The sequence below is a fragment of the Streptococcus zalophi genome (assembly GCF_016481285.1).
GTDB lineage: Bacteria > Bacillota > Bacilli > Lactobacillales > Streptococcaceae > Streptococcus > Streptococcus zalophi.
Genome location: NZ_JAENBP010000005.1, coordinates 115,140 through 141,158 on the forward strand (window position 1 = coordinate 115,140; position 26,019 = coordinate 141,158).

The 26,019-nt window shown below is 36.4% G+C and carries 11 protein-coding genes; 7 read left to right on the plus strand and 4 right to left on the minus strand.

Annotation, left to right across the window (positions count from 1 at the left end; all coding sequences use genetic code 11):
• The first annotated feature begins 115 nt into the window (after positions 1–115).
• The 4 genes from gla (at position 116) to JHK64_RS05280 (ending at position 3,778) form a co-directional block, all read left to right on the plus strand.
• Positions 116–973 (plus strand): aquaglyceroporin Gla, encoded by an 858-nt coding sequence (gene gla / locus JHK64_RS05265; RefSeq protein WP_199567952.1) that lies wholly within the window; start codon positions 116–118, stop codon positions 971–973.
• A gap of 153 nt (positions 974–1,126) precedes the next feature.
• Entirely contained in the window at positions 1,127–1,882 is a 756-nt protein-coding gene (locus JHK64_RS05270) for a CppA family protein (protein WP_199567953.1), read from the plus strand.
• A complete protein-coding gene (locus JHK64_RS05275) occupies positions 1,879–2,820 on the plus strand; it encodes a serine hydrolase domain-containing protein (RefSeq protein ID WP_199567954.1) in 942 nt (313 codons plus the stop codon). Before JHK64_RS05270 ends, JHK64_RS05275 begins: the two co-directional genes overlap by 4 nt.
• A gap of 175 nt (positions 2,821–2,995) precedes the next feature.
• Complete coding sequence (locus JHK64_RS05280) at positions 2,996–3,778, plus strand: histidine phosphatase family protein (RefSeq protein ID WP_199567955.1); 783 nt, start codon at positions 2,996–2,998, stop codon at positions 3,776–3,778.
• 47 nt (positions 3,779–3,825) lie between these two features.
• Here the strand turns inward: JHK64_RS05280 and JHK64_RS05285 are convergent, their stop codons facing one another.
• Both JHK64_RS05285 and pflB read right to left on the minus strand, forming a co-directional pair.
• Entirely contained in the window at positions 3,826–4,266 is a 441-nt protein-coding gene (locus tag JHK64_RS05285) for a GNAT family N-acetyltransferase (protein ID WP_199567956.1), read from the minus strand.
• Positions 4,267–4,329: 63 nt separating this feature from the next.
• Positions 4,330–6,642, minus strand: coding sequence for a formate C-acetyltransferase (gene pflB / locus JHK64_RS05290; protein ID WP_213086833.1), 2,313 nt, complete (start codon positions 6,640–6,642; stop codon positions 4,330–4,332).
• Positions 6,643–6,847: 205 nt separating this feature from the next.
• Between pflB and dinB the strand changes: the two genes are divergently transcribed.
• Positions 6,848–7,942 (plus strand): DNA polymerase IV, encoded by a 1,095-nt coding sequence (gene dinB, locus JHK64_RS05295; protein ID WP_199567957.1) that lies wholly within the window; start codon positions 6,848–6,850, stop codon positions 7,940–7,942.
• 75 nt (positions 7,943–8,017) lie between these two features.
• Here the strand turns inward: dinB and JHK64_RS05300 are convergent, their stop codons facing one another.
• Positions 8,018–8,503, minus strand: a complete 486-nt coding sequence (locus JHK64_RS05300; RefSeq protein ID WP_199567958.1) for a hypothetical protein — start codon at positions 8,501–8,503, stop codon at positions 8,018–8,020.
• A 188-nt stretch (positions 8,504–8,691) separates the two neighbouring features.
• Positions 8,692–9,015, minus strand: a complete 324-nt coding sequence (locus JHK64_RS05305) for a hypothetical protein (protein WP_199567959.1) — start codon at positions 9,013–9,015, stop codon at positions 8,692–8,694.
• A gap of 351 nt (positions 9,016–9,366) precedes the next feature.
• On the opposite strand from JHK64_RS05305, the gene JHK64_RS05310 reads away from it, so the two are divergent.
• Both JHK64_RS05310 and JHK64_RS05315 read left to right on the plus strand, forming a co-directional pair.
• Complete coding sequence (locus JHK64_RS05310) at positions 9,367–15,234, plus strand: discoidin domain-containing protein (protein ID WP_199567960.1); 5,868 nt, start codon at positions 9,367–9,369, stop codon at positions 15,232–15,234.
• A gap of 335 nt (positions 15,235–15,569) precedes the next feature.
• Positions 15,570–26,019 (plus strand): discoidin domain-containing protein (locus JHK64_RS05315; RefSeq protein ID WP_199567961.1); only part of this gene is annotated, 10,450 nt, incomplete at its 3' end.

Here is a 26,019-nt window from a genome sequence, read left to right on the forward strand (position 1 = left end):
TTGACTCCTTTTATGTAAACGTTTTAAATGATTATAACATCTTTACATTCTCTATTATACTTGATAGAATGTTACTTGTCTAAAAAAGTTAAACAGCGAAAGGAATAAAAATAAAATGGATGTCACATGGACTGTGAAATACCTTACGGAGTTTATCGCAACTGCTCTTTTAATGATTTTGGGAAATGGTGCTGTTGCAAATGTTGATTTAAAAGGCACTAAAGGAAACAATAGTGGTTGGCTAGTTATTGCTTTTGGATATGGTTTAGGAGTAATGATGCCTGCATTAATGTTTGGTAATGTTTCTGGGAACCATATCAATCCCGCTTTCACTATTGGTTTAGCAGTCTCAGGATTATTCCCATGGGAACATGTTTTTCCATATATTGTAGCGCAATTATTAGGTGCCATGTTTGGTCAATTAATTGTGGTGGGAGTTTATCATCCTTATTTTCGAAAGACAGAAAATCCAAATCATATTTTAGGCTCATTTTCAACTATCTCAGCCTTAGATGATGGCACTAAAGAAAGTCAGAAAGCCTCCCTATTTAATGGTGTGGCTAATGAATTTGTTGGTTCTTTCGTCCTATTCTTTGGCGCTCTGGCTCTGACTAAAAACTATTTTGGAGCTGAAGCGATTTCAAAAATTGTTGACCAATATGGTGGTGCCATATCGAGCAAAGAAGCATTTGATTCGATTTCGCACATTTTAAGTGGTAGTTTATCAGTTGCCCATGTTGGTGTCGGTTTTCTTGTTTTAGTACTTGTTGTTAGCCTAGGTGGACCAACTGGTCCAGCTTTAAACCCTGCCCGTGATCTTGGTCCAAGAATTGTCCATCATTTCTTACCAAAATCTATATTAGGAGAAGCTAAATCTGATTCAAAATGGTGGTATGCTTGGGTACCAGTTCTTATCCCTATCTTAGCAGGTATTTTAGCAGTCTTGACTTTTAAATGGTTGTACATGAACTAACAAGAAAAGAGGTTAACACCTCTTTTTCTATGCTTTTTTGTAATCAAAAGGGCATAATGATTGCAATTTTAACGAAATAACGATAATGTAAGAGTATATCATTTACACATGAAAATAAAGAAAATAAAAAGAATTGAAAAGAAAGAGAGAACCATGTCATTATTTGACCATATTGAATTTAAAACCCCTGTTTTAAGAGTGAATAACCGTGATGAGAATATCAAATTTTATCAAGATAATCTAGGCTTAAGATTACTCTCAGAAGAGAATGCTCTTGCTTTTTTTGGCAGTTCAGAACGAACTAAACCTATTTTTACGATTGAAGAATCACCAGCGATGCGTACAAGAGCCGTTAATGGCCCCAAAAAATTACATAAAATGATTATCAAAGCCAAAAAGAAAGAAGATATTGCGTCACTCTTAGCCAATGGTGCTGATGCTAAACGAGTGTTTAAGGGAGATAATGGCTATGCTTTTGAGATTGTCTCACCCGAAAATGATCTCTTTTTAATCCATGCTGAAGAGGATATCTCTAGTCTAAAATTAGTGGATCGACCACAATTAGACCAAAACGCATCTTTTAAAGGATTAGCTGATTATACTGTAGAAGACATCATTTTAAATGTTCTTGATGTTGAGAAAGCAAAAACCTTCTATCAAGATATTCTAGAAAATCAATTACCTCTTAACATTGGTTTTGTCCAAAATGAGGGTAAAGATTTAGCGATTGAACCTCACATCGCCTGGGATATAGAAATTTTAGAATTTAGTGTCTCAAAAGATTATGATTTGTTGTCCTTGAGCAATCATTTGAAACAAAATGGGTTATCGGTCTTTCTTGATAAGAAACAAAACCTTTTAGTTGTTTCTGATTATAGTAATATTGAAATCTGGTTTGTAAAAGAATGAGTTACAAGAATATCATTGAAAAAATAAAGGAACAAATAGGTGACAATCTTTATCTTGGGGCTAGTTTAGCCATTTACGATAAGGGTTGGAAAGAATACTATCTGGGAGAAACGACTCTGGGTGTTTTAACCAAGGAGAATCTTTCTTATGATTTAGCGAGCGTTTCAAAGGTTGTTGGTGTCGGGACCTTAATGATTTACCTCATCAATGATGGCACTTTTAAGCTTGATGAACCTTTTAAGACTTATTACCCTTTTTTCAACAATGATAGCGTCACAATTAGACAATTAATGACGCATACTTCTGGGATTGATCCTTTTATTAAAAACCGAGATCATCTGGGAGCCGAAGCATTAAAAGAAGCCATTCATCAGATAAGGGTGACTGACAACAAGCATTTTTTATACACTGATATCAATTTTCTTCTTCTAGGTTTTTTACTTGAGTATTATTACCAAGAGTCTTTGGATAAACTCTTTTCTCAGAAATTATTTCAACCTCTTGGAATGACTAAGACAGGTTTTTCTCCTAAAACCGAGAGTGTGCCAACATCACAAACAGCTCCCAAAGGACTTGTTCATGACCCTAAAGCACGTGTTTTAGGCATTCATTCTGGGTCTGCTGGATTATTTTCAACCTTAAACGATTTGGAAATTTTTATGATGCATTACCTCAAGAATGATTTTGCCAGTCAATTAACCAAAGATTATGCTTTTTCTAACAAACGGCGTTCCCTAGCTTGGAATTTGAATGGCCATTGGTTAGATCACACTGGCTACACAGGTCCATTTGTGATGTTTAATCGTCATACGCAACAAGCAGTCATTTTTTTGACCAATAGAACCTATCTTTATGATGATAGACCTTTATGGATTGCTAAAAGAAGAGAACTAAGAGATGTGATGATATCATACTTAGCTGGTCGTGATTCGTTGTGATGATAAGATAAAAACAATAAAAAATTAACGCCAGTAGCAAAAGCTACTGGTGCTTTCTAATACACTCACCAAAACAGAATATTTTCTATCTCATAAGATATTTGTTATACTGTCTCTATCATAAAAACGGTTGTTCTTTTAAATAAGCAACGGTTTGATGATTCAAGGAGGAGAAATGATGAGAAAACGAAAACTCTTTATTCCTGTGGTATTAATCTTAGCGATTTTTTTAGTGGCATGCGCAAATGCTAACAATTCCTCAGAACTAAAAATGACAGAAACTAAGGAGGTTAGTGAAGTGATGAAAGATGTAGAGCCAAATCAACGTCCAGAAGTCAATAATGACCCAGCCGCACAAATTTTTAATACAGCTTATGAAAACAACCAATTTATAACAGCGACAACCAATGAACTGGGAGACCCTGAGCCAACCACGCCAACAGACTTAAAAGAACGTCTAGCTAATGGAGGCCTTGTTATTATCCATCGCTATACCGGTTCTGGTGGTAGTGGTGATGAGTCTATTCCTGGCTCTATTGATGATGGGCAACGCATCTCTTCTAGCAGTATTGATAATATGACTCAACTTGGGAATGTTTATAAAAGTCTAAATGTACCAATCAGTTCTGTATGGTCTAGTCAATATTATTTTGTCTACCAACATGCTGTTGCTGCCATGGGTGAACCGGTGATGATGAATCGTGATTTGACAGGCTCACTTAATTTTAGTGATAATGATGAATTAGAACGTTCTCTACAAGGTTTAAGAAATTGGACAGTGTCACCACCGCCAGCCGGTGAAAATATTGTTCTTTTCACCCATCAAGGGAAGTTTGAGAAAGCTTATGGTTACTACTTAAATGCTGGTCAAACGATTATTTTTGAGCCGGATGAATCTGGTGTTCCACATGTGATTGCAAACCTCACTTTAGAGGAATGGTTAGCTTTAGCCTCTTAAGTGTGAAAAGACTTAAAAAGAACCACAACTAAAAAACCTATTACTTGTTAAAGTGATAGGCTTTTTTTCATCGAGATGTGCTTAATACCGGCTTCCTCAAAAATCTCACCATAAGCTGTGAAACCTAATTTTTGGTAAAATGCCTTGGCTGTTAACTGGGCATGCAAAATCATCTCTTGATAGTGTTGTTTACTAGCTGTTTCAAGCATCTGTTTCAAGAGAGTTTGCCCCAAATGTTGTCCTCTAAATGTTTTTAGAACAGCCATTCTTTGTAAAATGACTTGTTGAGTATTGACGGGGAATAAACGAGCTGTAGCAACAGCTTTTTGATCATCATTATAAAGGACAAAGTGGAGACATTTGTCTTCTTTATCATCTATTTCAATCGTTTCTGAGACTCCTTGTTCTTTGACAAAAACTTCCTTTCGAATCCTTAGAGCATCTTGATAAATGGTATTGTTTGTTTGTAAAGTATATTTTATTTCCATAGTGTCATTGTAACGAAAAAAACAACTTTGTCAAGACTGACAAAGTTGTTTTAGGAGTAAGGCTTAACCTTGTAAGGCATCATCCATTGAAAGGACTTCATGGAAGACACGTTGTGTTAATTCTGTTTTTTGTTCTGGTGTAAGGTATTTAGTGTTAACACAGTATCCTGAGATACGAACGATAACATCTTCACCAGCCATAATTTTTTCATAAACATCGTTAAGGTCCATTACGTTTAAGTTAACGTGTTGACCACCATTTTCAAAGTAACCATCGAGTACTGTAACAAGGTTTTCAACTTGTTCATCATAAGTTTTACCAAGTGCACGAGGTGATACTTGTGTTGTAAGTGAGATACCATCAGCAGCATAACTAAAGTCAAGGCTTGCAAGTGAGTTAAGGTTTTGTAACCAACCACCTTTAGCTTTGTTTGATGGGTTAGCACCTGGTGAGAAGAATTCAAGTTTAGAAAGGTTTACTGAACCATCTTCGTTTAAGTACACACCTTTGTGAACTGGAGAGTTACCAGTTTGTTTAGAGTAAGCAACGTTTGAAGTGATTGTAAGAAGTGACACAGTTGCTTCAGCATCCTTGTAAAGTTTGTGGCTTCTTAAACGAGTAGTATAAGCTTCAATCAACCATTCAGCAAGCTCATTTGAACGAGGGTCATCTTCACCCCAACGAGGGAATTCACCAATTGTTTCATAGTCGTAGATGTAGCCATCTTCGTCACGGATTGGTTTAACAGTAGCGTATTTGATCGCTGAAAGTGTATCAACTGTGTTTGCAAAACCACAGATACCAAATCCCATGTTAGCACGTTGGTGTGATGGTAAGAAGGCCATTTGCACAGCTTCGTAGTTGTATTTATCAGTCATGTAGTGAATGATGTTAAGAGCATCTACATAAGTGTCTGTCAACCAGTCAAGTGATTTTTCAAAGTTAGCTTTTACTTCATCAAAGTCAAGGACATCTGATGTGACTGGATCGATATCAAAGACTTTATAGTCTTTATGAACATCGTCATAACCACCATTAAGACCTGTAAGAAGAGCTTTAAGGACGTTTACACGAGCACCAAAGTATTGGATGTTGTGACGTTTTTCTTCATTTTCAGGGTCAAGTGGTGACACACAACAAGAGATACATGACATTTCACCATAACCGTCTTTAGCCATTGTTGTTACACCTTCGTATTGGATAGAAGAGTGTTTGTGGCTCATGCTCATACAGTAGCGACGGAATGCATAAGGTAATTTATCAGTCCAAAGAACTGTCAAGTTAGGTTCTGGAGAGTTACCAATATTATCAAGAGTGTTTAAGAAACGGTAGTCCATCTTAGTCACACGGTGACGACCATCGTTACCCATACCAGCCATTGATGTTGTAATGAAAGTTGGGTCTCCTGAATATAATTGGTCATAAGCTTTAGTACGTGCAAATTTAACGGTACGAAGTTTCATAACGAAATCATCAACAAATTCTTGGATTTCTGATTCAGTAAATGTACCACGAGCAAGGTCACGTTCTGCGAAGACATCAAGAACGATTGGCACACGACCAAGAGAAGTTGCAGCACCATTGATAACACGACAAACTGCCATGAAGGCAATGTTTACCCATTGGATAGCTTCTTTAACGTTCATTGCTGGACGACGAACATCAACACCGTAAAGATCACCAAGTTTAACAACATCACCAAGTGCTTGGTATTGAAGGTTGATTTCTTCGCGAAGACGGATAGTTTCTTCATCAATTTCAGTGATAGCATTCCAATCGTTAACTTTTTCTTGCATCAAGAAGTCAGCACCGTAAAGGGCAAGACGTGCATAAACACCAATGATACGGCCACGAGAATAAGCATCTGGTAAACCAGTAACAGTATGCGCGTGACGAGCACGACGGATATTTGAAGTGTAAGCACGGAAAATACCGTCATTAACTGTTGTTACATGTTTTGTATAAATTTCATGTACTGCTGGATCTGGTTCATAACCATTTTCTTTAAGAGTGGTTTCAGCCATGCGGATACCACCTTTTGGCATGAAGTTCAATTTAAACAACTCATCATTTTGAATACCAAAAATGAGTTCATTTTCTTTGTCGATAAATCCTGCTGGAATATCAGCAATAGACGTTGGACGGTTATCGTATGGGAAACGAGTTGCTTCATAGTGTGCTTTTGTTTCTTCAACAATTTTTTTGATATGAAGAGAACGTTCAGTTGGACCAGCTAAGAAGCTTTCATCACCGTCATAAGGGGTGTAGTTAGCTTGGACGAAACGAGACACACTTGCTTTTTCTTTCCAATCAGTGCCTTTAAAGCCTTCCCAAGCTTTTTCAAAAATGTCAGTATTTGTTTTTACAGTTGCCATAAGAATTCTCCTTATTTTATAGATAGCTAATCTGTTATATTTTACATCTTCATTTTATCACATAGTAATCGCTACCAACAAGAGAAAATGGGTTAATAAAGGGATTTCTTTTATAATACAGTTGTATAAAACAGATAAACTGTATTATAATTTTGATTGTTTTCAGAAAATGAAATAAGCGGTATAATAGTCTTGGAGGTTTGCCATGTTAATTTATCCCTTGGTTAATGATTTATCACGAAAAATTATCCATATCGATATGGATGCCTTTTTTGCGTCTGTTGAAGAAAGAGACAATCCAAGATTAAAAGGAAAACCAGTTGTGATTGGGAGTGACCCTAGACAAACAGGTGGTAGAGGAGTTGTGGCAACAGCAAATTATGAAGCAAGAAAATATGGTATTCATTCGGCAATGAGTTCAAAAGAGGCTTATGAGTTATGCCCAACAGCTATTTTTATTTCAGGAAATCATGAGAAATATCGGGCAGTTGCTAAACAGATTAGAAGTATTTTCAAACGTTACACAGCTATTTTTGAACCTGTCAGTATTGATGAAGCTTATCTTGATGTGACCGAAAATAAACTCGGCATCTCTTCTGCCATTAAAATCGCTAAACTCATTCAATATGATATTTGGAAAGAGTTAAAGCTTACTTGTTCGGCAGGTGTCTCCTACAATAAATTTTTAGCTAAACTAGCTAGTGACTACCAAAAACCAAAAGGTTTAACCGTCATTTTACCAGAGGATGCGATAGCTTTTTTAGCTGATTTACCGATTGAAAAATTTCATGGTGTTGGTGTAAAATCCGTTGAACAATTACAAAAAATGGGCATCAAAAAAGGGTCAGATCTCCTAGCCTACTCAGAACAGGAGCTCATTGACACTTTTGGTCGCTTCGGTTATGAGCTTTTTCGCAAGGCAAGGGGTATTAGTAATAGTCCGGTACGAACTGACAGAATTAGAAAATCCATTGGGAAAGAAAAAACCTATGCCAAACGCTTATACACTGAAGAAGATATTCAAGCAGAATTAACAAAATTAGTGGTAAGAGTGGTTAAGATCTTAGAAGAAATGAACAGATATGGGAAAACTATCATTTTAAAAATTCGTTATTCTGATTTTGAAACAAAAACAAAAAGACGTAGCTTAGAAGAAGCTACGCAAGACAAAGATATTATTGAACAAGAAGTTTATCAATTATTTGAAAGTCTTCCTGAAAATAAAACAGGTGTTCGGCTATTGGGTGTGACAGTTAGTGGCTTTGAAGACATTAGTCATGATATCTTACTTGATCTGTGAGAACACAGTTATTTTTTAATAATTAAGAGATATAATACAAAAGCGTAGCCCAACGGCTACGCTAATTTAATGTGATTAAATGTTCAATGTTTCTTCTTTCTTATTATCTTCTAGTTCACTAGTTTTATAAAGAGTAAAGGAATAGAGAGATATTAAAATAATTTGAATAGCAAGACTAAATATTGACAGTTGTCCAGCTGTTATCATATAAAATAAAGAAGTAGCAATATTGAAAAGGTAAAAACCAATTCCAATGTAGTATGGCAGTTTTTTGACCATTTTTTCTTGTTTCAAATATTTGAGATTTTGAAAGCAAAGGAAAGAAATAACAATTAAGATAATAAGACCTACTATTATTTGAACAAAAAAGAGAGGTGTGGCACTTTTTTTAATGGTATCAGCCAAAACAGGATCGTTGGCAGCAATTTGATCAATATTATTTAAAGAGAAATAGATACTCCAAATAGAAAAAAGGGACAGAACAATTGAAAAAATATTAATAGCTATAATTGTGATTGTACTAGTACGAATGGCTTGTCGGATTTTTGTCATTGATTTCATTTTTTTCTCCTCATAAAATAATTTTAAACTAAACTTATTATATCATATTTATTCAAAATTAAAATAGTAAGACAGGATTAAGAGTTTAGTTTTTTCAATTCTAATTTTTTGTCGTAATCATTCTATTTGAGGAACAGTTTTAAAAATAGCTAACCAATATATGTTCACTATATGATTATATAGTAGGATCACTTAAATATCTTTATTACAATACCAATAATTTGCCCAATAAGGCTTATGATGCCATAAAAAACAATATAAAAAGCTGCTGAATCATTTAATAAAAAGATATTTGGTATCCACAGTAAACCGACCACTATTGGAAAATACCATTTAAAACCGTTTTTTACTGTATATATTTCGGAAACAATAAAAACAAATAGTGGCAATATGATTAATAATATGAAGATAGCACTACCAGTATCTTGTATCAGTAATAGTGGTGACAGATAATAAATCAATGCCACAATACCATAAATAGCATATTTTTTAGCAATAGTAATGATAGTCATGTTTTCCTCCAAAATTAAGTCATCTAAAAAACTTTTTAATCATATTTATTCAAAAAATAAATAGAAGAGAACACTGTTTAAGAAATCAATTTTCTATTCAAAAAAACAATATCATTTTATTGTGACTTTGTAAATCGTAGTTTCTCTCTTTTTGTTCTAAAATGAAACACTCAATTGGATTGAGATAAGTAAATTACTTTTTGAAATAGTTATTTTACATTTCATTTATGAAAATACGAATTCGAAATAATTTGTGAAATAGGGCGTTTCTTTTTGTGTACAAATGTTTGTTGTTGTGTTAAAATATGCCCTGTAAACGTTTTCTAAAAAATATATAAAGGGAGATATGATATGAAAAATTTTTCTTACTATAAAAGATTAAAATTTTCAATCAGACGTTTGTCTGTAGGTGTTGCTTCTGTTGCTATAGGAGCATCACTTTTTGGTGTTAGCCCTGTTTTGGCTGATCAAACAGAAACAACAAGGACTACAGAAACAGCTACTAATGATGTCTCACCATTAGTTCAAGATGAAACTAATACAGTAGCTGATAGTAGTGAATTAACGAATGCTACAAATGACGCAGTTGTCCTTGATGAAACTGTTCATGAAACAACTGAAACACCAGAAGTGGTAACAGTTAATTCAGCAGAGACAACTCCTGAGCCAGTAGAAACGACACCTCTAATGGCAACGGCACTTGAAGATAATACAGAAGGTGAAAGTGAAGCGCCTGAAGTTTTTGAAAAACCAGCCAATGCAGTTGGTGCTATTGATTCATTAACCTTTGAAAATGGTGTTGCTAATATTGTTTATAACACTGGTGAGAAAGCTAGAGTTAGCCTATATAATGACCATGTCTTTAGATACTATATTGATAAAACAGGAGAATTTGTAGAAGATCCAGTACCAAGTAGAGAAGATAGACCAGCAAAAATTGCGATTAAGACATTAGAGGATTATCGTGATACTAACAGTGCATTAGGTAGTATGTCTGAAGATGAAACTAGCTACAAAATTACAACGGATAAAGTCCAATTAGTTTTTGACAAACAGACTGCTAGATTATCTGTTTTTGATAAGGTATCAAACAACCTCATCACAAAAGAGGTTCTTCCAGTTCAAATCACTGCTAATAAGACAACACAAACACTCTCTCAAGATGACAATGAATACTTCTTTGGTGGTGGGATGCAAAATGGTCGTTTCACTCATAAAGGGAATAAGATTAACATTGTTAATGAAAACAACTGGGTTGATGGTGGTGTGGCATCACCAAGTCCATTTTACTGGTCTACAAAAGGTTACGGGGTCTTAAGAAATACCTTTAAGCGAGGACAATATGATTTTGGAACAGAAGACCCAGTAAGTATGACAACAACTCACGATGAAGATCGTTTTGATGCTTATTTCTTTGTTAACAATACGCCTGCTAATCTTTTAAAAGATTACTATGAATTAACTGGATCACCTGCTGTTCTACCAGAGTATGCCCTTTATCTAGGTCATTTGAATGCCTACAACAGAGATTATTGGGTAGAAGTGCCAAGTAATACCAGAGGTGCTATCTTATTGGATGGCAAGTATTACAAAGAATATCAACCCAACCAATTGCCTGAAGCTGATCGTCCAAATGCCATCAAAGAAACTTTAAATGGTGAAGGTGATAGCTACAAATTCTCAGCTCGTGCAGTGATTGACCGTTATAAAGCTATGGATATGCCATTATCATGGTTCTTACCAAATGATGGTTACGGTGCAGGTTATGGTCAAACCGATAGTCTAGATGGTAATATCCAAAACTTGAAATCATTCGTTGATTACGCCAAAGAAAATGGTGTTAAGGTAGGATTGTGGACGCAATCTGACTTGTATGATACAGATCCTAGCAAAGAAGTTGTTCTTCACAGAGATATTGATAAAGAAGTAGGCGAAGCTGGTATTCGTGTCATTAAAACCGATGTGGCTTGGGTTGGTCCTGGTTATTCCTTTGGTTTAAATGGTGTGGATAAGGGTGCAAAGCTCATCACTGAAAAGAGTGAAGAGCATGCAAGACCATTTATCATCTCACTTGATGGTTGGGGAGGAACCCAACGTAGTGCAGCCATCTGGAGTGGTGACCAAACAGGAGGAGAATGGGAGTATATACGTTTCCACATCCCAACTTATATCGGATTAGGTCTATCTGGAAATCCTAACATGGGGTCAGATATGGATGGTATCTTTGGTGGTGCTAATCCAATCATTAATGCTAGAGAATACCAATGGAAGACATTCACTTCAATTATGATGAATATGGATGGTTGGGGAGCAAAACCTAAGACACCATTCTCATTTGATGATAAGACAACAGACTTAAACAGAATTTCATTAAAACGCAAATCTACTTTAGTGCCTTATGCTTATTCAATTGGTCATCAAGCAAGCACTGAAGGAAAACCAATTGTAAGAGCTATACTGATTGATTTCCCAGATGAGGCTATCAATTATTCTAAATCTGTTCAATATCAATATATGTATGGTGATAACTTGTTAGTGGCGCCGATTTATCAAGATACTGCCATGCAAGAAAATGGTGATGATATTCGTAACAATATCTTCTTGCCGGATGCTTCTATAGAGTGGATTGATTTTTATACGGGTGAAAAATATCAAGGTGGTCAGGTCTTAAATGGCTTTGAAGCACCACTTTGGAAAATTCCTGTGTTTGTTAAAAACGGGGCTATTATCCCGATGACAAATCCTAATAACAATCCAACTGAGATTGATCGTACTAATCGCCTCATTACTTTCTACCCTCATAAGGATTCTAACTTCACTTTAGTTGAAGATGATGGTTTGACTGTTGATTACAAATCAGGTAAAGTTGCAAAAACACTCATTGAAAGTCATGCTGGCGATTCTAACGAAAAAGGGACAGCTGTTTTAACCATCAATGCAACCGAAGGTAGTTTTGAAGGATTCAACAAAAACAAAACCACTGAACTTCATGTCAATGTTTCTGAAGATGTTGACAGTGTGACAGCAACCATCAATGGTGAAGCAGTTACTCTAACGCGTGTTAATAGTTTAGAAGCCTATCAAAATGGCACTAATGTCTTCTTCTACCATGAACATCCCATCATGGAAACTTATAATCCTAAGAGCACAGAGGTTCAAGGATTACGCGTGGCTCAAAATAGCCTTGTGAAGATTAAATTGGCAGCAATAGATGTATCAACATCTAAAATGGTGGTAACAGTTAATGGTTTCATTAATAAAGCTGCAGATAAAGAAGTTCCCGAAGATTTAGCTGAACCAACTGTTCCCACTCAAGTGGAAACACCAGAAGAACTTATTTCTGCGACTTCTATCACAGTTGTTTGGCAACCAGTAGATGATGCTGATACTTATGATATTAAGAGAGATGGTGTTATCTACACAGGTATTAAAGGCAACTCTTTCTTGTTTGAAGATTTAAACTATGGTAGCTCACACGAGTTTTCTGTCAGAGCGGTTAATGCGAAAGGTGTTTCTGATTGGTCAGCTGTCGTTACTGCAAAAACCAGTGAAGATCCATTGATGAATGCTATTGAAGGCATTAGTGCCACATCAAGTATGACAGCACAACCAGGTCAAGGTCTTGAAAAATTGTTTAACAAACAACTAGGTGACCAATTCCATAGTCAATGGAATCAACGAGTAACCTTCCCAGCAACCATTACCATGGACCTTGGTGGTGTTTATCAAGTCGATTATTTGGAATATCATCCAAGAACAGACGGTGGTTCTAACGGTATTATTACTAGAATTTTCTTTGAAACGAGTGAAGATGGTAAAAACTGGACAAGAGATGAATTTTACACTAACTGGGCTAGAAATAGTCAAGTAAAAACATATCGCTTCACAGCTCCAAAAGCTCGTTACGTTCGTGCTAATATTGCAGCAGGCTATAACAATTTCGTCTCTGGTGAAGAAATCTTAATCTTCAAAAAACCAGGAACAAGAATGGAAATCGTTGGAGATATTAACCGCGATGGTAAAATCTCTGAAGATGATAAGACATCCTTCTTAAACTATACTGGTCTTAGAACTGTGGATAGTGATTTTGATTACATCAAACATGTCGATGTTAACAACAACGGTCTGATTGATGCTCAAGATATCAGTGTCATTGCTGTTCAACTAGAGGGTGGTGTTCAAACACCAGCCACTCAAGCACCTTCTGGTCGCATCTTCCTAGAAGCTGATAAGTTGGAAGTGGGTGCTGGTGAACAAGTTAAGGTGAGATTGATTGCTGATAATTTGGACAATACTAATGCCCTAACTTCTATTTTCCAATTTGATAATACAAAATATCGTTTAGTAAGCAATTCAGTGACACCAACTGACTTTATCAAGCAATCAGAAAACTTCTCTCGTGTTCGTGCGCGTGATGAAAAAACGGATGTTGTGTTCAGTTTTGTAAACTTTGGTCAAAAAGAAGCAATGTCAGGTTCAGGAGAAATAGCCTACATTACCTTGGAAGCTTTGAAAGATGTTTACCTAGATGAAAGTACTCTTGATACCGTTTTAGTAGCCAATAATTTAAGAACTCAAAGGGTTTCAGCAATGCCAATTCGTCAAACCATTGATTATGAAGATAAGGCAGTTGTTCCAACTGAGGTGAAAGCAAGTAGAGCAACTCAAGGTGGCGTAAGACTTTCATGGCATAAAGATCCAAAAACCATGTGGTATATTGTAGAACAAGAAGTGTCACAAGGAGGACAAACGCAGTTTGTTGAAGTCGATCGAACAGAAAATAATGTTCTTAATGTTTACAATCTTTCACCAGAAACAAGTTATCGTTTCAGAGTGATTGCTAATAATCCCCTTGGCAATTCAGAACCATCTGAAATTATTTCAGTACAAACAGTGACTAAAGATCTTTCTCATAAGATTGATGGTATTACTGCAACTGCAGAAGCTCCTGATCAACCTAACCAACCGTTGACGTTATTATTTGATGGTGATGAATCAACGCAATATCACAGTCAATGGTTTAATGATAAAGCTGTTCCATCATCAATGGTACTAGATTTAGGTAGTCAACAGATTGTTGATCATATTATCTATGTCCCACGTAGAGATGCTGGAAATGGCACATTGACTGGATTGACAATAGATACTAGTCTAGACGGAGAAAATTGGTCAAGTACGGGTGAAATGATTAATTGGGTGAGAAGTAGTGGTGATAAAGTAGCTTATCTACCAAGAAATACTAAAGCACAATTTATTAGATTGAATTTTAAAGCAAGTGTTGGTGGCTTTATTTCTGGACAAGAACTCTATGTCATCTCTGGTTCAGGTAGTGATGGTCAAGTAGCAATTCCAGACACTGCCCCAACAACTGAGGACAAACCATCTATTGAATTTGCAAATGGTAGTGGCGTCGTCAATGAAGTTTCAGAAGTGCCATTGTTAACAAGTCCACGTGAACTCATTCATACTGGCACAGGTGTTCGCGTCACTCTTGAAACCGGTGATTTAGCACTGATTACAGGAGCAGAGGTTACCCATAAAGAAACCAAAGATCCAAGCACACCAAATGTGCTTAAAGATCAAGACTACGATCTCTTTGATATCTCACTAGTAGATGCTAAAGGTAATGTGGTCAGTCCACTCAAAGACACTCTTGTGATTATGCCAATTGATGATGGTAAAACAGTAGCTAAAGTGGTTTACCTACCAAATACTGATCAAGAAGAAGAGCTTGACTTTGAAATGACGCCATACGTAGATGCTGATGGTGTGACTCGTCAAGGCGTTGTCTTTGTCGCAAAACACTTTAGTGAGTATGGTATTGTGTATAAAGAAGTCTCAACACCAGAAACGAAGGTACCAAATACTGCTCCAACGGCAGAAGATAAACCAGTTTTTGAAGGAACCTTAGAGACACAAGTGCCTAAGACTGCACCAAGTTACGAGTTACCAGAAGGTAAGATTGAAACAGCCATACCAAAGACAGCGCCAACTCATGAGTTGTTAGCCTTTGATGGTAAGTTAGCACCAATGAGTAGCGAATCTAGTCATAAGGCTAAGGGTATGTCTGAGAAGAAAGATAATCAAGCCTCTTCAACAGCACAGGCTAAAGCCTTACCAAACACTGGTGATGCGACAAGCACAACAGTGCTAGGTACAATCGTAGCTTTATCGTCACTATCTCTTTATGGTTATGGTAGAAGAAAACGCACCATTTAATAATGGCTTAAAAAATAGTTATGTTTAAATGACTCACAACTATTTTAAAGTCTCAGAATAAAAAAGAAATCAAACCTTCTTTTTGGATGTTCGGTTTGGTTTCTTTTAGTTAGTGTTGATAACAAATTAAAAATTTTATCAGTAATCATTGAATTTAAAAAATAGATATGTTAATATATTGATATGAAGCGCTTTCACAAGCTATTTTAGTAGTGCTCTTATAAGGAATATAGTTTTATTTTAATCACTATCAAATTGTTAAACACTTTTTAGGAAAAATAGAACTATATTCTAATTTATTGTCGTCATTATTTTTTCAAATATAGGAGGGATTTATGAATCGTCGTGAAGAATCAAATTGGAATAAAATTTTTCACTATTCTATCCGTAAAACAACTCTGGGAGTTGGTTCGGTAGTTGTAGGGGTTTTCTTATTTGGAGCAAATCCAGGAACAGTTTTAGCAAATACCCCACAGTCAATACCTGAAGAAACTCAGTTGACAGCAGTTGAGATAGAAAAGTTAGAGGAACCATCAGAAAAATCACAGCCACAAGCTGAAAAAACTGATCAAAGTTTACTTATTGAAACGTCAGATCAAACGTCAACAGTTAATGAGATATCAGAACCATCATCTTCTGAATCAGAAGTACCAGCTATACCAACAGCTGCTGGAGAAAACGACTTGACCACTTTATCTGATACTGAGTCAGAAACTCCAACTGAAGAAGTTCGCAATGATGTTCCAGATAATGCTAGTGAAGTGATTTATCATAGTAATTGGTTCCGTACCAATCAAACTAATAAGTGGAGTAATTTCCCTAAGAATCAAGACAACGATAAAAGTGACATTAGTGCCAATATTTTCTTTAAAGGAACAGGTATTGAAGTTACAGGAAAACTAGCTCCAACTCATGGCATTTATACGGTTGAGTTAGATGGTCAAAAACTAGCTTACCAAGAAGGTTATGGACATGCCACAACTGTAGATGGCGTGAAGGAGTTTAGTGGCAAATCAGATACAGTACAGACTGATCAAAAATTCATTACTCTAAACTCTCTTTCAGAAGGAACTCATTCTTTAACCCTTCGTTTGGATCCTGATAAAAATGATAAAACACAGAATATTGGTATTCAAATTGATAAGTTCACTCTATTAGGTAATAATTCACAAATTTTATCTAAAGAAGTTGCTATTACACCAGATAAAGAGGCCTATGAATCATTTAAGGCATCAGCTAGCTCAGTAAGTGATACAGCAACCTACCAAGAGAAACTAGATGCTTTAAAAGCAGAATTAGATAAAGATGTTCCAAGTCTAACTAAAATTAAGCAATTAAAACAAGAATTGGGAGCTCTAGTTGGGAATACAGAATCAGAAAATCCTTCTGAAGAAGTTCGTAACAATGTTCCAGATAATGCTAGTGAGGTTATTTATAAAGGTGCTTGGTTCCGTACAGATAAAACCAATAAGTGGAGTAATTTCCCTAAGAATAACAACAATGATAAAAGTGATATTAGTGCCAATATATTCTTTAAAGGAACTGGTATTGAAGTTATCGGTAAGCTAGCACCAGCGCATGGTATTTATACTGTTGAATTAGATGGTCAAAAACTTGATTTCCAAGAAGGATACGGACACTCAACAACTGTTGAAGGAATTCAATATTTCAGTGGAAAATCAGATACTGAACAAATTAATCAGAAAATAATTACTCTAAAATCTCTTTCAGAAGGAAATCATTCTTTAACTGTTCGCTTAGATTCTGAAAAAAATGATACAGCACAAAATATTGGTATTCAAATTGATAAGTTCGTTCTTTTAGGTAATGGTTCACAAGTTTTATCTAAAGAAACTGCTGTGACTTCAGATCAAGAAGCTTATGAATCATTTAAGGCTTCAGCTAGTTCAGTAAGTGATACAGCAACTTACCAAGAGAAACTAGATGCTTTAAAAGCAGAATTAGATAAAGATGTTCCGAGTCTAACTAAAATTAAACAATTAAAACAAGAATTAGAAGAGCTTTCTAAAAATACTGAATCAGAGGATTCTGATGCTACAGAAGATACTAACAATGGTTCAGACACTAACGACACCTCACAAGGTGAAGGAACTGATTCAAGTGCAAATGATAGTACAGATTCTTCAAATCAAGGAGACTCTCAGTCAACAGCTGGTGTTAGCACTTCTCCTGAAGGATGGCACAAATTTAATCATTTCACCAAAACAGATCAAAATGTGAATTTTGATAATGACTGGAAATTCCATTTAGGTGAAGTTGCTGGAGCTTCAAGTAAAGAATTTGATGATTCTAGCTGGTCAACTCTTAATTTGCCACACGACTTTAGTATCACTCAAGACTATACTACAAACGGTGAGGCTGAAAGTGGTTATAAACCAGGTGGAACAGGTTGGTATCGTAAATCATTCTCTGTCAATGATGAAGTTGCTAATGGTCGTGTTAGCATTCAGTTTGATGGTTCATATATGGAGACAGAAGTCTTTATTAATGGCATTTCACTAGGAGTGCATCCGTATGGTTATAATGCCTTTAGTTTTGATTTAACACCACATTTGAAGGTTAATGAAGAAAACACATTGGCTGTTAAAGTGGTTAATAAAGTACCTAGCTCACGTTTTTATTCAGGAAGTGGTATTTACCGTTCAGTGCATTTAAATCTTGAACCAAAAGTACATTTGGCTGAATATGGGGTTTCTGTTAAGACCCCAGATCTTGCAACAACTCATAATCAAGCAACTGGAAGCACAGTAAATATCAGTGCTCAAGTAGTTAATGGTGACAGTAATGCGGCCAATGTTCAAATAAAAGCTATTTTATTTGAACGAAATGCAGATGGTAGTTTAGGTCAACAAATTCATGCGACTGAGTTAAGCAGCTCACAAGCTATTTTAGCCAACCAAACTGGTACAGTTAATAGCTCCTTCAAATTAGTTAATCCTAAGCTTTGGTCTGTGGACAATCCTAATCTTTATGTCCTTAGAACAGAAGTTTATAAAGATGGTCAAAAAATCCAAACTAATCAACAAGAAGTTGGCTTTAGATTTGTTTCTTTCGATGCTAATACTGGTTTCAAATTAAATGGTCAAGCCATGAAACTAAAAGGTGTCAGCATGCACCATGACCAAGGTAGTTTAGGTGCATCAGCTTACTATGATGCTGTTGAAAGACAGTTTGAGCTCTTAAAAGATATGGGAGTTAATACTGTTCGTGTTACCCACAATCCTTCTGCGCGTGTTATGAAAGATATCGCTAATCGCAAAGGAATGATGTTGATTGATGAGGCTTTTGACACTTGGATTCATGCTAAAAACGGTAACACTTATGACTATGCTCGTTGGTTTAATCAACAATTAGGAACCACTGCTCAGCACTTAAATGGTGCTAGATCAGCAGAACAAACTTGGGCAGAATACCACATCAAACAAATGGTTAAGAGTGGTCTTAATGATCCATCAATCATTATGTGGTCAACAGGTAATGAGGTCCTTGAAGGACATGGTGGAAATCCTTCAACTTATCCGCAAATTATTACTAATTTGATGAAATGGGTTGATGAAGTGGATGGTACTCGTCCTTCTACTTTAGGAGATAATAAACTTAAAAATAAACACCAAACCTCTATTAGTATGGCTAATGCTTTAACCAATAAAACGCAAGGACCAAAAGGGGTAGTTGGTTATAACTATGCAAATGGTGCTCAATATGATGAAGGACATAATACTAATCCAAACTGGATTATCTATGGTTCTGAAACCGCATCAGCTATTAATAGTCGTGGTATCTATAATGTTAAGGGTGTAGACCGTCGTGCTGATAAACAATTAACAGCCTATGATCAAAGTACTGTTAACTGGGGTAAAGTGGCTAGTGAAGCTTGGTATGATGTCATTACTCGTGACTTTGTTGCCGGTGAGTTTGTTTGGACAGGTTTTGACTACTTAGGAGAACCAACACCTTGGAACAATACCACTTCAGGAGCAGCATTTACCAATCCACTTCCTAAGAGTTCTTACTTTGGTATTATTGATACAGCGGGACTTCCAAAAGATTCTTACTACTTCTATCGTAGCCAATGGAATACTAAAGACACCACCTTACATGTTTTACCAGCTTGGAAAGAATCAGTTGTTAAAAAAGATAATAACAATAAAGTTGAAGTAGTTGTTTATTCTAATGCTGCTGAAGTTGAATTGCAATTTATCAATAAACAAGGGCAAATAACTTCTCTTGGTAAGAAAAAATTCACCCAAGAAACAACAGATGCTGGTTACACTTATCAAATTTATAAAGGGACAGGAAAACAAACAGCAGAACATAAGAATCTTTATCTGACTTTTGATGTGCCTTATGAAGATGGTACGCTAAAAGCCATTGCTTATGATGTTAATGGTCAAATCATTGATAAGACTGTCGGTAATAAAGAAGTTAAAACATTTGGTGCAGCAAATCAATTAGTAACAAAGGTTACTAAGAAATCTGAAAAAGTAACTGATCATTCTCTTGCTTATGTTGAAATTGAAGTTCAAGATAGTGAAGGAAACTTTGTGGCTGACGCAAATAATGTTATCTCTATTGCTGTTGAAGGACCAGCTGAATTAGTAGCTATGGACAATGGTGATGCTACTGACCATCAATCATATCAAGATAACAATCGTAAAGCCTTTTCAGGGAAAGTTGTTGCTATCTTAAGAATGACTGGTAAAACTGGAACGGTTAAAGTAACAGCTTCCTCTGTAGGTCTAACAGCTTCTAGTGCCTCATTTGATGTCATTGGAGTAGCAAATAATGGAGATAAATCAATTGATAGTTACCTCCTTTCTAAGACTATGTACATCAAAAAAGGAACACCACTTTCTCTCCCAGACAAAGTGAAGATTCGTTACACAGATGGTAGTGAGGAAGAAAGAACATTAACCTTTAATCAAGAAGCTATTAATCAAGCCTTACAAACTGGTACGACTTTTGTTGCTAAAGGAGCTATTCAAGGTTTAGATACTAATGCTGAAATTGTGATTTCAGTTATTGACCAAGTAGCAGCTATTAAAAATATTAGTCAGGCTTTAGAAGTTGATCAAGAATTGACACTTCCAACACAAGTACAAGCTTATTTGGCAGATGGTACCTTATTAAGTGCACAATTCCCAGTGACTTGGACTGTTCCACAGGATGCACCATTTGACAGAGAAGGTCTTGTAACCATTAATGGTATAGCTGATGTCTTAGGTGACAAATTACCAGTTAAAGCAACCATTCGTGTGGCTAGAAAAATAGTACAAATTGATCAAAACGTAGCTCCTGCTGTGGTTGAATTAACGGAAGATACAGCAGGTCAAACTTCTGATAGTTTAGATGCCATCAAAGATGGTAGTTTAACGGTTTCTCCTAATCCAAATGGTGGACCAAACCAAACAATTTGGTCAAATTATGCTTCTGCACAACAAGGAGATAAGAATTCAACATTAACCTTTAGATATGATACAGCACAAAACATTTCGCAAGTGGTTGTTTACTATCATCAAGATAGTGCATCACTACGTCTTCCAAAGGCAACTACATTTACATGGAGTACTAGTAAAGATTCTGGAAATGTTGCTGTTGCGGCTACTATCGCTAAAAGAGAAACCGTTGGTGGCTTAACAAAAATAACCTATCAATTAGAGAATATTACACCAGCAGTTATCTTTAATGTTCATATTGAAAACTCTGAAGAAACATTAACTAATAATCGCAAACCATCAACAGGAATTGCTGAACTTCAGTTAATGACTGCAATTGAAACCTTTACACAAAACTCAGATGCAACAATCAACAGTCTTAAAATTGGTAACTACACTGTTCCTGTTAGTCAAATTTCTCAAAATATGTCAATTAAGGCAGCGGCTGGCACAATTATTGCAAGCAACACAGAGAAAAACGTTGCCGTGACTATTATTCCGCTTAAAAATAATAAGGTAAAAATATTTACTGAGTCAGAAGATAAGTCACGTCGTATGGTATATGATTTAACGCTTATCACAGAAAGTCCAGCTACAGATGAAGATAGTCGTTACTTACCAAGAAATAGTGTTAACCTAACAGCAGGTTCAACTGAACAAAGAGATGGTAACCAAGTGGCAAATGCTAAAGACTTTAATCTTAATACTATTTGGCACAGTGCTTGGGCTGGAACAGCAAAAGAAAACTTGTGGATTCAATTAGATGCTGGTAGTGTGCAAAAAGTTAATGGTTTAGCCTACATGGGTCGTCAAGACAATAGTAACAATGGTAAAGTGACTGATTATGAGATCTTAGTTAGCAGTGATAATTCAACATGGAGAAAAGTTAAAGAAGGTCGCTTTAGTGATGTTAAATCTTGGCAAGAGGTCACTTTTGAAGGTGTTGATGCACGTTATGTGAGATTAAAAGCTATTCATACTCTTGGAGATTCACAAGCTCAAGCAGATCGCTTTATGTCAGCTAGTGAAGTTCGTCTCAGAGTAGAATCAGATGGTACCACACCACCAGCTGATCCAGAAACACCACAAACTACTAATCCAGAAGCCCTTAAAGCACAACGTATCAATCATTCGATTGGTGCAACAGCAACAGCAAGTGATACTGAACGTGATTTCTGGGGAGCAGACAAGGCAATAGATGGTATTGTCAATCGTGAAGAAAGCAATAAATCATCTCAATCACGTTGGTCAACGAATCGTGGTGACACACCTCGCGTTCTTAATGTTGACTTAGGTGCTCAAAAAACAATTGATTCCTTTGTGATTAACTGGGAAAGAAGTAATATTAAAGGCTTCAAGATTGATTATTCAACAGATGGCAGTACCTATCAAACGGCTTATCATAAGACAGATGATGCTTATAATGAGTTAGACACAACTATTACTTTAACTAACCCAATTACTGCTCAACATGTTCGTTTAACAATTGACCGCTTTGATGGAGGTACATCTAACTGGCAATCTGTTTCACTTTATGAGTTCCAAATCATTGGTACAGAAGAAATTGAAGATTTTGCTCACCAAAAAGTAGCAACCTCTAATGGAGATGAAGTTACAAGTCTAAGTGCTGATAAAGCCGTTGATGGCAATTCAACAACTCGTTGGGCAAGTAGTGTTGGTCAAGGCACTAAATCGATTCAAGTTGATCTAGGAGCAACTAAAGAAGTCGCTTCAGTTGTCTTAAATTGGGAGCGTCTAAATGCTAGTCAATACAAGATTCAAATTTCACAAGATGGCCAAACGTGGACAACCGTAAAAACATTAACTAGAAAACCAAGTGAATTGAAGGAAATCATTAACTTAGATACTCCACAAGAAGCTCATCATGTGAAAGTGTTGATTGAAGCATTTGATTCACGTGCAGAAGATCGTTCAGGTCGAATGGTTGATTGGGCAACAGTCTCTCTCTTTGATTTTGAAGTTTATGGTCAACCAATTGTTACAAAAGCAGTTAAATCACTTAGAGACATTGCTAATGAATTAGTGCTTCCAGAACTTGCTAAAGGGATGACAAGTTGGGCTCTACCAACAGTTCCAGCAGGTGTTGAGATTAGCTTTATTGGTGCTGATTTCGAACAAATTATTGATTATGATTTAACCGTTTATCAACCATTAGTAGATACCACTGTTCAAGTTAACTACAAGCTAACTAGAGGCGATGAAGTCTACGAAACACCAGCCTACTCTATCCTTGTTAAAGGTCAGTACGAAGTGACTGCTGAAGACAATGCGGTTCTTCCAGTTGTACCAGGTATTGCAGAGTGGAAAGGTCATACCGGTCACTTTACGGTTAATGCCTCAACTCGTATTGTTGTTAATCCAAAAGATAAAGATACTCTTGATTATGCTGTTCAAAGCTTTAAAGAAGATTATGAAGCTATCACTGGTAAGACTATTACCATTGTTTATGACACAAATCCAACTGCAGGAGACTTCTATTTTGAGTTGAATGAAACTCATCCAGGTCTCAAAGAAGAAGGCTACTTAATGACCATCGATGATGTGGTTAAGGTAGAGGCTAGCCATAAAACAGGTGCTTTCTGGTCAACGCAAACCCTTCTACAAGTCTTAAAACAAGATCCAGATCAAATTGCTAAAGGAATTGCAAGAGATTATCCAAAATACGCTCGTCGTGGCTTTGTTCTTGATGTTGGACGTAAACCTGTGCAGTTATCAACCTTAAAAGACATGATTAAGAGTCTATCATGGTACAAATACAATGATTTCCAACTTCACTTAAATGATAACTACATCTGGGTAGAAGAATATCAAAATACTGACAATCCTTATGGTGCATACTCTGCTTTCCGTCTTGAATCAGATATTAAAGAAGGTGGCAATAATGGTCTTAACAAGGCTGATTTAACCGCTAAAGATCTCTTCTACACTAAAGAAGAATTTAGAGACTTAATGCTCTTTGCGAAGAATCGTGGTATTCAAATTGTTCCAGAATTTGATGCACCAGCTCATGCTTTGGCCTTTACTAAGGTAAGACCAGACCTAACAATGACTGATAAGAGTGTTAGACGTTGGGTTGACCATTTAGAAGTAAGTAATCCAGAAGCATTAGAGTTTATCAAGAGTGTTTGGGACGAATACCTCGATGGAGAAGATCCTGTCTTTGGTTCAACCAATGTTATTCATATGGGTGTTGATGAATTTGAAGGAAATAACGAAGCCTTCCGTGCCTTCACAGATAGTCTCTTGAAGTATGCTATTAGTAAAGGGAAAACACCTCGTTTCTGGGGTAGTTTAACAGCTAAACCAGGAAGCACTCCAGTTCAAGTTGATGGTGTTGAAATGAATATCTGGAGTGAAGGATGGGCAAGACCATCTGATATGTACAACAAAGGCTATAAACTTATCAATACCTTAGATTCTTCACTTTATTGGGTTCCAGGTGCAAACTATTATCAAAACTTATTAAATAGTGAAGCACTCTATAACAACTGGGAAGCTAATAAGATGGGCAACACTGTTATTCCGGCAGGTTCTAAACAAATGCTTGGAGCAGCCTTTGCGATTTGGAATGACTTGATTGGTAATCGTGCTAATGGTGTCCAAGATTATGATGTTTATAAAGGATTTGAACAATCACTCCCAGCTCTAGCTGCTAAGATGTGGGGTAACCGTGCAGTCGGAAATTACCGTGATTTAACTGCTAGAGTTGAAGCTATTGGTAAACCTGCTAAACAAAATCCTTACAAAGAAGTTGCTTCAGAATCATCTGTTATTAGTCGTTACCGTTTTGATTTAAGTAACTTAGAAGACTTATCAGGAAATAATAATGATGGTGTAACAGCTAAGAATGTTGACTATGAAGCAGGTAAGAACAAGACAGCAGTTCGTTTTAATGGCGGAGAAAGCTATATTGAAACACCAATCACATCAGTTGGGCCAAATAATAGTTTCTCTGTCTGGGTGAAATTAGATGCTGATGCAGATGGCGAACAAATCCTAGCTGAAAATGATCATACAGCTCTTAAACTGGTTCAAAAAGAAACTGGTAAAGTAGGCTTCTCTGCTGAGAACTATGATTACTCATTCAACTACACCTTACCAAAAGATGAGTGGGTACAATTAACCTTTAGAGGTTATGAAGGTCGTACAGAATTGTATGTCAACAATAATCTAGTTGATACCCTTTCTCAGTCACAAACCGGTCGTCGTTCAGCTACCTTGGTATTACCAACGCAATTTATCGGTAGTAAGACAAAAGCTCTTAAGGGAATGCTTGATGATCTTGTTATTAATCAATACCAATCTGAGGATGGTTATCTAGATAGAGCTGGCTGGCAAGTGGCAAGTGACAATGAAAATGCTGATGGCACGGCAGATAAAGCCTTTGATGGTGACTTATCAACCATTTGGCATACGAAATGGTCGCCAAGTAAGCAAGAACTTCCTGCAAGTATTACTATTGATATGACAGCTCCTCATCACGTAGACAAACTTGTTTATGTTCCAAGAAAAGGGGTTAAGAATGGTAATATTACTGGCTACAAACTCTATGGTAAATTAGCTGATACTGATGAATATCATCTACTTAAAGAAGGTACCCTCTCAGATGATGCCTCAACTAAGACAATCGCTTTTGCAACAGAGGAACTTCGTTATCTTAAATTAGATGTTATTTCTGGATATGGTGGCTTTGGTTCTGCGGCAGAAATTATGATTGCTCAAAGTGATATTAAAAAACCACTTAGAGAACTTGCTCTTGAAGGGAAAGCACATCAAGAACTTGCAAGTCATTATACGGCTGATTCGGTTAAAGGATTGGTACAAGCCCTAGATAATGCTAAAGCTATTCTAGCTGCAACAGACAGCAATCAAGCTGCTGTTAGTCAAGCAATGACAAGTCTTCAAGCTGCTATTGATGCTCTTGAAATTAGCCAAGAAGAAAGAATTTCAAAAGTACCAGATACAGCTCCAACAGCTGAAGATAAACCATCAATTGAATTTGCAAATGGTAGTGGTGTTGTAAATGAAGTTTCAGAAGTGCCATTGTTGACAAGTCCACGTGAACTCATTCATACTGGCACAGGCGTTCGCGTCACTCTTGAAACCGGTGATTTAGCACTGATTACAGGAGCAGAAGTTACCCATAAAGAAACCAAAGATCCAAGCACACCAAATGTGCTTAAAGATCAAGACTATGATCTCTTTGACATCTCACTTGTTGATGCTAAAGGTGAAGCTATTAGCCCGCTTAAAGACACACTTGTTATCATGCCAATTGATGATGGTAAAGTCGTTGAAAAAGTGGTTT